Here is a 12,534-nt window from a genome sequence, read left to right as displayed (position 1 = left end):
AACACATCTCGTCGACCACATCGAAGTAGTGTAGATAGCGACGTCCACTGCGGAGGCTGTGCCGTTCCGGTCCATTCAGCGCGACGTTTGACTGATATAGACCCATAGAACAGCCCGCCAGAAGCACAACAGAAACAGCATACAGATACCCAAGAAGACTCAGTACGTCACAAAGCGACCCCAACTAACTGGCGCTGAAGCATGATATCTGACAAAACAGACCCGGACTCGTGCTCCGGGGTTCTGTTCTGGCGTCAACCGGTGGGAAGTCTGCATCAAATTGCCGAGAGAGCAGAAACGACGAAAGAACGAGTCACGGAAAGTACTGGGACACTCTCGCGACTCTGAACGGGACCTGCCCGATCTGGCGGATGGTTGTTCGTGCGACGGGTTTCATACATCGATGACGGGGGGAGGGAGTGGGTTTTGAGACACCTCATCTTGCGGTAGCGAGGAAACCCCGTCCCTTGGGGCGGGGAGGAATCGCGTTCGTTCGTGTCCTAACTCGCTCTACAATGGCCCCTCGGTGTCCAACGATTTCGCGCCTTGGATCAGCACCCCCTTCCAAGTGAGGCCGTGTGCGTCTTTGATTTCGCTCAGGCGGTCGTACTCGTCTTGATCAACTTCGATGTTCAGATTGGGCATCTACACATGTGGTTAGTTTTTCGTTAGTTTTTACTATTACGCTCTCGTACTCGTAGTTGTGACGACGACCGCCACGAAAACGCTCGAAGCCACGCTTGCTCCGCCCACTACAGGCAAAGAGCAACGGCTCGAGCGAACCGTGGCGACCTACCGCCGTGCTCTCTCGGATGCTTTCGAGAGTGGCGCGGATACGCAAACGGCGGTCAACGATATTGTCACGGGCTACACGCTCACGTCCTACGCCAAGGACGCCCTCAAGAACTACGTCCCGCAACTCCGCCGGACGTACCATGCGTCGGAACTTGAGGACGACCATCCGGTTCGGTTCACGAACCGGGGGTTCCGAATCGACCACTCCGACGAGCGAACGCACGAGTTCTGCTGGCGCGTTCCACAGGCCGGACGTGGCACCGCCTTCTGGATTCCGCTTCGGATCAACCTGGAGCAAGAAAGTCTCTGGTTCGACCTGCTCGACGGGGATATATCGGTCGGTGAGTTCCGACTGCAACAGTACCGCACGAGTTGGGTGCTGCACGTCACCGTCGAGTACGAGGTCGCCGACCCAGAGATCCCGGACGACCCGACTCGAATTGGTTTCGATATCGGTGAGTCCAAGCTTCTGACGGGCTGTGCCTGTCAGAACGACACTCCGACTCGACCGTACATCTACGACGGCGGTCGTGCGCGAGCACTTCGCAAGGAGATGCACACGACGCTGAAACGCCTGCAAAAGCGTGATGCCGAGCAATGGCGCGTGGACGAACGCTTCGACCACTACCAGAACGCCCTGACGGACATCGTCGAGAAGGCGTCTCGAGAAGCCATCGAGTATGCAGAGTCCTTTGGCAATCCAGTGATCGTGCTCGAGGACTTGTCGTACATCCGCGAGAATCTGGATTACGGGAAGTACATGAATCGACGCTTGCATTCGTGGGCGTTCGCCCGGCTCACCGACCGTTTCGAGGACAAAGCCCTCGAAGCCGGTATCCCAGTCGAGTTCGTGAATCCGCGCTACACGAGCCAGACGTGCCATGCTTGCGGTCACATCGGCCGTCGTGGATCGCAATCCGAGTTCAAGTGCACGAACGCAGAGTGTCACGTTTCGACGTTTCAGGCAGATATCAACGCAGCAGCGAACATTGCTGATCGCGTTGATCCGTGGGGAGAGAGCGTTCCTTGGAAACCGGAGCGCGATGACTCACCACGGAACGGGAGCCGTTGTGACACGGCCACAGGACACCGCACGCCGAGTCGGCAATCCCGACAGACGACGCTCGCGGTCTTTGAGTCCTGAAACCTCCCTCGACACGAGGCTTCCCTTGTAGGAAGCCCCGTCCTTGAGGACGGGCGAGGATGTCACACCGTCGCCTAGATTAGCAAACGGCCATATGGACGAACAGATTTATCGCGACTCGCTCGAGTCAAACATCGGTTTGTATCACCAGATTCATTTATATTTTGAATACACGGTCATATGTGACAGATAGTACTAATTTGCCGAACTGGGTAACTGAACAGCTCGGCTTAACTATACTCGCACTGGTGGGCAGTCTTCTCGCGCTGTTCGTTTTCCTGCCGTATCTGCAGTACATCCTCTTCGGAATCGTGCTCGCATATATTATGTTACCAGTACAGCACTACCTTGAGCGATATGTCAGACCGACAGGCGCAGCGATCGTAGTGGTCACAGCAACTGTACTCGTCGTACTGCTCCCGCTTGTCTACATCATCACAACTGCGGTTCAACAGTCTTTCCGGCTTGTCCGTGCGATCAGGCAGGAACAGCCCAGGGTTGAGACAATCGAAGAGATCCTTGGGACGATCGAGGTCGATCTTGAGAGCAACGGGTATGCAGTCGATCTCGTTGGACTATATGAAGCAAATCAACATCGGATTGCGTCCACTCTCCAAGAGATCATGAGGGAGATCATTACTGTCGTCGGCGATCTTCCAAACATTTTTATCGGCCTGACCGTCACGCTGTTCGTCCTCTTCGCACTGTTGCGAGATGGAGAACAACTTGTCGCATGGCTTCAGTGGGTGTTGCCAATCGACGACGAGGTGTTGGCAGAGCTCCGGACCGGTTTGGATCAGCTCATGTGGGCCTCAATTGTCGGGAACGTCGCCGTCGCGGGCATTCAGGCAGTGATGCTCGGTAGTGGACTAGCGATTGCAGGTGTCCCTGCCGTCATTTTCCTCACTGTTGCGACGTTTGTCTTGACGTTGCTCCCGCTGGTCGGTGCGTTTGGGATCTGGATTCCAGCAGCGGCCTATTTGATTGCAATGGGAAGACCAGCCGCCAGCGCAGCGATGGTCGTTTACGGACTACTTGTCACGTTCTCTGATTCGTACCTTCGGCCTGCGCTGATCGGTCGCACTAGTGCGTTCAACTCCGCGATTGTCGTCGTCGGTATCTTTGGGGGCCTCATCGTTTTCGGGCCTATCGGGCTCTTTATCGGTCCTGTCGTCCTTGGCGGCGCAAAACTCACCCTCGATTCTTTCGCCCGAGTACATACCGGTGAGTCGCTTGCCAAGGACAACGTAGACAAGACTAGTTCAGACGAATCAGGGAACTAAGAGATGTTTTGCCGATAAGGACGTAGGAGGTCTCGATAATCGATTTGGGCGATTGTCCGAAGGCCGAGATTTGAGCAGGCACTGCGGCGAAAGTTCTTAGCTTCTGCATACACGACGTATACATATGAGCACGTCCATCCGCGTCTCGGACGAGACGAAAGCAAAACTCGATCGCCTCAAGCGTGACGATGAGAGTTTCGACGAGTTGCTCAAGCGACTGGCAAGCGATGAAGAGCCGATCACTGTCGGTGCATGGGACTCCGACACTGCTGACCGGGCTCGCGACGCTATCGATCGATCCCGTGAGAGCTTTGAGCGATGACGTTTCTCGATTCATCGGTCATCATCGACATGCTCGAGGGCGTCGATGAAACCGTTGAGTTCGTCGAATCACAGGACGACCCGTATCTCACATCGGCGATCTGTGTCTACGAGGTTCTTGCCGGAACGCTCGGCAGCGGCGAGACCGACGTGCGTGCAGAACGGCAGCACTTTGGTGGCGTCCATTCCCTTGAGTTCAACGAGGATATCGCGCTTGAGGCAGCTCGGCTACAAGACGAACTTCTCGCCGAGAGCGAACGGATGGCCGTTCGAGATTTCATGATCGCGGCGACTGCTCGCTCGACCGGTGATCATCTCGTCGTTGCGGATTCTGATTTTCAGACGGATGCCCTCGAGTCGAAAATACGAGTGACGAATCTTCGCGATGACTGAATAGTCGGTTAACCCACACCACACTGAGTGTAGCTTCAACGGTGAACTTGTGAGTACATCATCCTACGATCAAACTGCCAGTTCCAACTCATTTTTCCGAAGCCCTGCAAGATATACAGCGCATATTCCCCGTAGAGTTGTCTTCACCGTTTCTGTGCAAGATTGCTTCATACAGCGTGGCTTGCCTGCGTATTACAAAGTTTGAACTGGGATTATTGTTATTACACAAAACATGTCCGATATACGTACCAAGCTCCAGTCTCGCCTCCTTTCGACGGATTTTGAGGCGTGGAACAACCCGCGACGAGCGAAGTTGCTCCTACCGGTTTTTGTTGTCGTCGGGGGCGGACTGGGGATTCTTATCCAGTCATATGGGGCACTGAATCAAATCCCACTGCCCGTCCTCTGGACGGTCTTTGCGATTTTCGGAGTTACTGTTCTGGCCATCGTTGATTGACTCGGGCAGTTAGTGACGGGTCGGTTCGATAGTGTGATTCACAGAGAGTTCTCTTGCTGGATGTATTCTCTGAGTCGGTCACGCTATTCCTGACAGAAGTCGAGTAGTTCGGGCGATCCCTGCTGAACTCACAGCGCGAATGTCGCACGTCATCTGACTCGATCTACGAAAGGTAGCGATCGGTAAGTACAGTGCAAGCAGTTACCGAAGCGGCTATCGATCTATCCGAACCATGCCAAGAGCAGCCTGCTGAATATAGAGAGTGTATTCAGCACGCCACTGCGATTCGTTTCACGCTGTTGACTGCGAAACAGCTGTTCAGTAGAGAGGTGCGAACTTAGTAGGTTGATTTCCGAGTGAGTGGGTCTATCTCTGAACCAGAGAACTCTCGGGGTAGCCTGCTCGCCGCCGCGCAACCTGTCGCTCATCCTCTGTCAAGCGGAACTGTTCCAACTCGTCCTCAAGCGAGCCAAGTGCCCTGCGACGTTCGTGATGTGCTTCGAGAAAGTTCGCAATATTCTTCGCCGCCATATCTTTGAGTTCACCACTCAGGAGTGACCCCTTTCGATACTCGCGTGCAAGCCGTTCTACCTGCTCATCACTTTCTTCAAAGAAGTAGTACAAAAACTGATACGAGACATCTACCTCAGGGTTCCCTCCCTGCTCTCGATGTTCTTCGAGACTCGTCTGTCCACCAGAATAAGCATGGGCGCGGATTTTGTCGAAGACCGTCTTCCGGTCGTCTGAGAGGAGGATACTCGGTGCATCGTCGGACGAACTCATCTTCCCCGGTCCTTCGAGGCTCGGGAGAAATTTCGAGAGCAAGGCACCGGGCTTGGCCACATCGTACCGTTCCTTTGCCGCGATGTCCCGACAGACTCGAACGTGGGGGTCTTGGTCAACCGCAATCGGGACGAGCGTCGGATGGCGGCCCTCCACAAGTTGTGGTAGGAGGAGGTGTGTGGCTTGGACAGCAGGGTAGAACGAGAGACCGATATTCTCGGGTTCCCCGTATGTTGCGTCCACGGTCGCTTGCGTTACTTCCTTGGCAAATGCAGTCGCTAGAGGGTACACCACGTCAGCGTCCGCCGTGTCTACGACGATTCGGGTTCGTTCGGGGTCAAACCCGACTGCGAGAAGGTCAAAGAGATTTTCGCGGGTATAGCCGCTGATTTCCTCCAACGACTTGTCCTTGAGAAAGTATTTCTCGTCGTCGGAGAACGGAATGTAGACGAGAGTCCCTGTCTGGTCTTGCAGATACTTGGCGAAGTAGAATGGGAAGATGTGACCGATATGCATCGGCCCCGAGGGGCCACGTCCCGTCACGATGGAGTGTAGTTTGTCTTCGCTGGCGGCATCGAGGAATGGGTCTACGTCGCGCTCTGCATAGAACACGCCACGGCGCACGAGCGGATGGCCCGGTTCGGGGAACTTAGCCCTCTGCTCGGCAGTGAGGGCATCAGCCCCGAACTTGTCTAGGAGTCGGTCGTAGTTGATGTTGCCTTCGACGGCGTATGGCGTTACGGTGAAGTCGTCTTCTGCTGGCATGTGTGTTTGATAGTTGTAGTCACTTTGGAGGCAATGCGATTGAGAAAGCGAGTGAGCATCGCAGTCGAATCCGCCGGGTTAAGCCCGCCTGACCCTAAACCGCGCCACTGTCTACTTCCCAAGACGCGTGCCAACGCCAGCAATTGGCGTGGGAAGTAGATACCATACCGACATCAACAAGATTGTACTGTTTATAGGTTTTGTTTCCCTCCTTATCTTGCAATACTACTTCTTCAACTGTCTATACCAGCAAACTTCGGTGGACGATACGCACGTTGTTCTGAGCGATTCGATTCTCTCACAGCAGGTGCCGAGCCCGTGACCGATTCGCGCTCTGTATTCATCACGACTCTTCGAACAGATACGCTGGTTGGTAGGAATCCCAGCGGTCAATAAGCACGTGTAGTGTGCGGATGGTTCACTGCCTGCGGCGTGAAACAAACGGAGATGGCGTGCTGCACTCATCCTCTATATCTTGTACGCCATTACTATCAGTTCACAGTTCAAATCTGCCACTGCACGGATGCTGATACTCACAAGTCAAAGGTTGAAACACCACTGAGAGCGGTTTTCTGTCCAAGAGTTCACTCGAGTTCCACGTCACGCTCCGTCTTCCACGCCGGAAAGGCGTACGACGAGGAACTACTCCCACGACTCGAAAACCACGATGTCGAGGTTCGACTTCCATTAGAGGGGCTAAAAGGTTCCCCTATCGATATGAGATTTGCCAATAGAGAGACTCAAAGGCCTGTTTCCAGAGGTTTTAGATTGATAAGATAGAACCTGTAACGACTTGTTTTCGAGGAGTCTCACACCCCTATCGATTTGTTCCAGTGACACACATGGACATTTATACCATTGAATATTATGATGAGATTATTCTCTGACGCACCTCTATCGATTTGTTCAATACCGCTTCTATCCCGTAATTCTCGAATAACGTGTGCTCGGAACTTACGATCATCTCGAGGTTCTGAGATGGGGCATAGATTTGGATCAAAACAAATCGATAGAGGTGTCTGTGTAGAATATATCAATTATATCATCATACAGTTCCAAGTAGCACGATATACAGACTTATTGCTGAATACTAGAGTCTGTACATCGTGTCAATCAAGCGGTCGAAACCAATCGATCGGCTATACGAGGAGGTAGCCGAATACGATCTCGTCATCGTCCCCGACGCCCCGTTAGCAAGTGCACTCAATCGACGTCTCGAGCACCCCCACTTCGGCCCGTTCGCGATTACGCCACGCCGACTCGCTGCCAGACGCCGAGAAACAGCAGAAGACCGGCTGGCCTTCCTCGAGGTCATCAGTCAAACCGATCTCAACTGGAAGCAGGCGTCCTATGCGATCGGGAACGTGCTGCAGTGCTGGGAGTATCAGGGCAGTCCCGATGCAATTCTCGAGTACGATGCGTTCGATACACCGGAAACACGGACTGTCGTCGACTGCATCGAATCACTCGAAACAACGTCGCGAACGCTCACTGAGTATCAGATCGACTGCGAGGAATACGAATCAGTGGCCGTCATCGGTGAACAGCAACTGACGAATCTCGAGCGATCGATCCTCCCCACGGAATACGACGCTATCAATCGCTTCTGTGACGACTCATTCGAGTTACCGCCTGTCCGAATCTTTGACTCACCGGCAGCAATCGTCGATGCTGTCCTCGATACGGTTACCACAGAGAACGCCGAGGATATTGCAGTCGTTCTCGATGCGAGTAGTGAGTATTCGCCACTCATCGAGGCAGCGTTCGAAGCCACAGAGATCCCATACTACGGCGGTCCATCGTTCACCGACGATCAGGATCACCGAGCCGTCATCCAGCTTCTCCGCAGTGCGATTGCGGGATCCGATACTCGTATCGGAACCGTGAAACCGCTCCTAACACGTCTCGGAACGACCATCGACGTCGACCACAACGAAAAGCGTCTCTTCGAGGTCGATGACCCCGAGCTCGAGTGGCTTCATGATTTCCGCAATCGAGCAGCAGAGCTCACGATCGGCGACGCACTAGACACCTACGAGAAACACGCTGCGTGTACGCTCGAGACGTTCCGAGCGGAACTCGAACGGCTCGGACTCCTCAACGAACCGATCACCGCAGATACTATCGACCGACTCACATTCTACCTCGAGACCTACGATGTCCCGATCGACCGGGAAAACGACGGCGTCCTCCTTGCCGATGCGAAATCAGCATCGTTTGTCGATCGACCAGTTGTCTTCTACCTCGGGCTCGACGAGCGTTGGACTCACAAGTCACCGCAGCGACCATGGGTCGATCGTGACGAAGAGTTCGACCGCAACCTCGACCAGTTCCAGTCGCTGCTTCAGAGCGGTGTTGATCAGTACTATCTCGTTCAAGATACCGCTGGTGGGGCGCCTGTAACGCCATGTCTATACTTCGAAGACCTTCTTGACGTCGAGTTCGAACGCTTCAGCGATTTAGAGTCGATTCGGTATTCGCGAACGTTCCGATCGACAGAAGAAGGATTCGAGAAGGAGCCGATCAGTGTCGAAACCGAGCCAGAGACAACACTCAGCCAGTCGAGTCTGAATTCGTACGCTAACTGCCCTCGAGACTACTTTTTCGGACGGCTCGTCGACAACCCCGACAAGGATTATTTCCTCGAGGGGACCCTCTTCCACGACTTTGCAGAGTTCGTCGTCAACCATCCCGAGTTCGTCGATGACGCTGTCACCGAGGAGGTCGTCGATGTCATGATCGAGGAGACACGGCCATTCCACCGTGATGTCGATCTCGCCACCCGACGAACGAAGTATCGCGTTGGCCTCGAGACGATCGTCGACTACCTCGAGGAGAATACGCCGTCGGATACCGACTTCCTCACACCGACAAGTAGCAGTGAGAATTTCTTTGCGACATACTTTGACCGACCAGTTGATTCCCCAGCGACCGAACGGTGGTTCGAGGACGACGACCGTGGGATCAAAGGGAAGATCGACCTCGTACAGTCGCCGACACAGCTGGTCGACTTCAAAAGTGGCAGCAAGAAATCATCGTCGCAGGTAATCAAACGCGCAGCAATTGATCCACCGAGCGATCAGCCGAACTTCCAGGCGTTACTCTATCTCACCTACTATCGGAGCCAGCGGCCAGACGAACAGCTCGAGTTCACCTTCTTCCACTTCCTCGAGACGCTCGACGATGTCGTCACAGGCGAGGGGACTCTCGATGACTGCCTGACGACGATCACGTACCATCCAATCCCGTTCGACGAATTCGTACAGTCACGAGCCGTCTTCGAAGCGCTCCGCGAAGAGGCACCGAACGACTGCAACAAGACGTTCTCGAAGACGAGCTACGAGGAGTATCGGGCAGCGTTCGACGCTCACCAACCACCCAGAACACGAGATGCAGATGAGATGGCCGATTCTCCGTTCGGGAACGAACTTCTCGAGCGGATGATCGAGGCTGTCGGCGACTACAAGTACGTCACAAACGGCTGCATGCAGGCATTCAGACACCTGTGTGGCTATCGCAAAGAGGGCTACTTCGTCGAGGATCTCGATGAATTCGAGCGGTTCATCGATGATCAACTCGAGGAACTGAACCGATATCGCCGCGGCGACTCTCGGTTCCCCGTCGCCGGACGAGCAGGTGAGCCGAACTACCGATATGTGGACAACCGCGATATGATTTTGACGACAGAGCGTGCGACCGATGAACCGGCCGACGAGACGGAGGTGATCCGATGACGGCACCGAATCCAAAACAGCGCGAACTCATCGAGAGCACGGAGGGTTTGTATCTCGTTGATGCTGGCGCTGGGACCGGCAAGACGTTCACAGTCACCCACCGCTACGCGAATATCGTCTCCCAAGACGACGTGGAACCGGATGATGTCCTGTTGATCACGTTCACTCGCAACGCAGCGACGGAGATGAAAGACCGCATCGTCGCCAACTGCGACTACGATATGCGGGCGCTGAAGGACGCACCGATCCAAACCTTCCACAGTCTCTGTAACGATATCCTCGAGCAACACGGCTTCCATGCGCCCACGCATTTAGGGATCGATGATGCAATCACTAGCTCAACGCAGATCCTCGAGAACGAGACGATCGAGCGTGAGTACTTCGGGGAGTTCATCAACCAGTTCACCGACGAACATTCCGAATACGACGATCTGTTCAGGTGCGTCTCAAATCCAACCGAGTTGCTGGGGCTCATTAACAATCTCGCGGCCAAAGGCGTCTTCCCGACTGCCGACAGCTGGTATCGCGACAGTAAGAGACACCTCGAGGGCGACTTCGACGCGTTCAAAGACATATTCGATGAGGTGAATCAGCCTCGAAACGGGGGCAGCAAACAGTCGAAACTGCGCTCAAAGCTCGGCCGATACGGCAGAAACAAGTGCTATCTCCCTGATGCACCCGATCGATCGGAGCTGCGAGGGCCACGTGGCACGAAGGCGGTCTCCGACGAGGTCGCTGAACGCGTCTTCGACGAGGACCGCGAGCACCTCATCGAATTCATCCACGATATCTACCTCGAGTATATAGAGTTCGCACTCCGGCGAAACTACCTGAACTTCTCGTTCCTCCAGCTCTTCGCGTTCGTCCTTCTCTGTGAGGACGACGAACTCCGCGAGTCACTGGAGTTTGAGTACGTGATGATCGATGAGTTCCAGGACTCGAGTGAGATTCAGTTCAAACTCTCGCTGCTACTTGCCGGGACGGACAATATCTGCGTCGTTGGCGACTGGAAGCAGAGTATCTACTCCTTCCAGTATGCCGCGATCGAGAACATCACGGAATTCGACTCACGTCTCGAGCGATTCACGACCGACCTGAACGATGACGCCGAACGCGTTTCGTTCCCGGTCGAGCCGATAACCAGAATCGAACTCGAGCAAAACTACCGGTCGACTCAGGAGATCCTCGATTTCTCGGAGCGCGCTCTCGTAACCCCAGCGAGTAGCCGTGAGTCCATCGATCGAGAGTCGATACTCGAGCAGGTCGTCTCACTAGCATCGAATACCGAACACGAACACTCACAGATCGAAGCCTTCCAGCACGACGATGAACACGAAGCGATCCTGACGAAGATTCAGGAAATCGTCGGGAACAATGCCTATGCAGTCGAAGAAGATGGCGAACTTCGAACCCCGGAGTATGATGATATCGCAGTATTGACTCGAACACGAGATTTCGGTCGCGATCTGCTTTCCGTCGCCGAAGAATACGAGCTACCGATGGCGTACGAGGGCGGTATCGAACTCTTCCGGACAAATCAGGCCAAACTCCTGCTCGCCTGGTTGCGTATTCTCGAGACTGATGCAGACAGAGGCTGGGCGGTCGTCCTCGAGCATGCTGGCTACACACTCGACGAGATCGACCACATCCTCGAGCACGAGGCCTACCCAGAAAATATGGCGGCGTTCTGCACAGAGCTCGCAGCACTCGAGACCACGAACGCCATTGTGCGACGGATATTCGATCGCTACGGGTACGACGGGGCAACAGCAGACGTTATCCTCACGACGATTCAGTTGGTTCACAGCGCGACGACGATGACCCTCGGTGATCTGATCCGATTCATCGAACGCGGGATCGAGTCCGGACACACCGAGGAGGTACACGCTGCAGCAGGGACCAACGCAATCACGGTCCAGACCATCCACTCGGCCAAGGGACTCGAGCATCCGATCGTGATTCTTGGGAACATGAACAGCGGGAAGTTTCCCCCTGCTGGCGGACAGGATGGGACGATCACGTACTCTGAACTCATAGGGGTTCGCCAGCGCAAGTGCTATGCTGAGGCCCATGGCGACCCCCACGTCTATGATAATTGGCGGACTGACGTCCTGAGACGGTGTCAGCCAACGGAGGCCGACGAGGAGCGCCGATTGCTCTACGTCGCAATGACGCGAGCAAAAGATCACCTGCTGTTTTCGGCTGGTGACGACCCGAATACGTTCTTCGAGGAGTTGTCTGTCGACATCGACCCACTCGAGCCAGCAGTTGACACCGATCGTGTCGGAGACACCGTCCAATCCCAATTGACCGTGTCGATCCCACAGCCGAACGGTCCAGAGGGATACTCGCCTCACTCGCTAATGGACGATACGGTCTACAGCGGTGTCGCTGATGGGAGAGGACGAGAGTTTGGGTCGTCAGTCCACGAGTTCGCCGAACAGTATGCTCTTGGAGAAGACGTTGATCCTCGAAACGCCGACGAACGGAATATCAAGGAGCTTCTCGATTCGCTCGAGGGGGCTCTCAGGGTTGAAGAACAGGCGTATCTGCCGCTCGAGGTTGCTGGTGAGCAGGTGACAATCTCCGGGGTTGTGGATCTGGTTCATGTGACATCCGACCGGGTAGGGATAATCGATTACAAAACCGATCAGGAGCGCCACGCAGAGTCGGAATATCGAACGCAGCTCAGCGTGTACTATCACGCACTCGATGACTGGTTCGAAACTCGAGACGTGAGTGCCTCGATCTATTATTCGGCGACGAATGATCGAGTCGAGATTGAGCCGGTTTCAAAGGAAGATCTAGCGGAACTTCTTGAAATCCGAAAGTAGTAGCAAGGACGTTTTCCTCGAAACA

At 54.6% G+C, this 12,534-nt stretch carries 8 protein-coding genes; 6 read left to right on the top strand and 2 right to left on the bottom strand.

Translation table 11 applies throughout. The features are described 5' to 3' along the window. Positions 1–510: 510 nt before the first annotated feature. Positions 511–645 carry a hypothetical protein gene (locus GCU68_RS22010; protein ID WP_264373488.1) on the bottom strand — a complete coding sequence of 45 codons (135 nt, stop codon included), beginning with the start codon at positions 643–645 and terminating at the stop codon, positions 511–513. A 58-nt stretch (positions 646–703) separates the two neighbouring features. On the opposite strand from GCU68_RS22010, the gene GCU68_RS16755 reads away from it, so the two are divergent. From GCU68_RS16755 to GCU68_RS16740, 4 genes are all read left to right on the top strand, one after another. After that, positions 704–1,939: an RNA-guided endonuclease TnpB family protein gene (locus GCU68_RS16755; protein WP_152943773.1), complete on the top strand. Its 1,236-nt coding sequence runs from the start codon at positions 704–706 to the stop codon at positions 1,937–1,939. A gap of 182 nt (positions 1,940–2,121) precedes the next feature. Further along, positions 2,122–3,222 (top strand): AI-2E family transporter, encoded by a 1,101-nt coding sequence (locus GCU68_RS16750; protein WP_152943772.1) that lies wholly within the window; start codon positions 2,122–2,124, stop codon positions 3,220–3,222. A 124-nt stretch (positions 3,223–3,346) separates the two neighbouring features. Next, positions 3,347–3,544 carry a DUF7557 family protein gene (locus GCU68_RS16745; RefSeq protein ID WP_049941965.1) on the top strand — a complete coding sequence of 66 codons (198 nt, stop codon included), beginning with the start codon at positions 3,347–3,349 and terminating at the stop codon, positions 3,542–3,544. Continuing rightward, entirely contained in the window at positions 3,541–3,936 is a 396-nt protein-coding gene (locus GCU68_RS16740) for a PIN domain-containing protein (protein WP_152943771.1), read from the top strand. The genes GCU68_RS16745 and GCU68_RS16740 overlap by 4 nt, the downstream gene beginning before the upstream one ends. Before the next feature lie 823 nt (positions 3,937–4,759). Here GCU68_RS16740 and GCU68_RS16735 read toward each other — a convergent pair. Further along, on the bottom strand, positions 4,760–5,941 hold the full coding sequence (locus GCU68_RS16735) for a tryptophan--tRNA ligase (protein WP_152943770.1): 1,182 nt from the start codon (positions 5,939–5,941) through the stop codon (positions 4,760–4,762). Between the two features lie 1,106 nt (positions 5,942–7,047). Between GCU68_RS16735 and GCU68_RS16730 the strand changes: the two genes are divergently transcribed. Together GCU68_RS16730 and GCU68_RS16725 are read left to right on the top strand one after the other, a co-directional pair. After that, on the top strand, positions 7,048–9,675 hold the full coding sequence (locus GCU68_RS16730) for a PD-(D/E)XK nuclease family protein (RefSeq protein ID WP_152943769.1): 2,628 nt from the start codon (positions 7,048–7,050) through the stop codon (positions 9,673–9,675). Next, positions 9,672–12,509 carry a UvrD-helicase domain-containing protein gene (locus tag GCU68_RS16725; RefSeq protein WP_152943768.1) on the top strand — a complete coding sequence of 946 codons (2,838 nt, stop codon included), beginning with the start codon at positions 9,672–9,674 and terminating at the stop codon, positions 12,507–12,509. The genes GCU68_RS16730 and GCU68_RS16725 overlap by 4 nt, the downstream gene beginning before the upstream one ends. Positions 12,510–12,534 lie beyond the last annotated feature (25 nt).

The sequence above is a fragment of the Natronorubrum aibiense genome, from assembly GCF_009392895.1.
In the GTDB taxonomy this organism is placed as follows: Archaea; Halobacteriota; Halobacteria; order Halobacteriales; family Natrialbaceae; genus Natronorubrum; species Natronorubrum aibiense.
The sequence above is the reverse complement of the archived record's forward strand: the minus strand, read 5'-3'. Positions and strand labels throughout refer to the sequence as shown.

What these genes read in the sequence shown, in the direction of transcription:
- GCU68_RS22010 (WP_264373488.1), bottom strand. Translation starts at nt 645, where the DNA reads ATGCCCAATCTGAACATCGAAGTTGATCAAGACGAGTACGACCGCCTG.
- GCU68_RS16745 (WP_049941965.1), top strand. Translation starts at nt 3,347, where the DNA reads ATGAGCACGTCCATCCGCGTCTCGGACGAGACGAAAGCAAAACTCGAT.
- GCU68_RS16740 (WP_152943771.1), top strand. Translation starts at nt 3,541, where the DNA reads ATGACGTTTCTCGATTCATCGGTCATCATCGACATGCTCGAGGGCGTC.
- GCU68_RS16735 (WP_152943770.1), bottom strand. Translation starts at nt 5,941, where the DNA reads ATGCCAGCAGAAGACGACTTCACCGTAACGCCATACGCCGTCGAAGGC.
- GCU68_RS16725 (WP_152943768.1), top strand. Translation starts at nt 9,672, where the DNA reads ATGACGGCACCGAATCCAAAACAGCGCGAACTCATCGAGAGCACGGAG.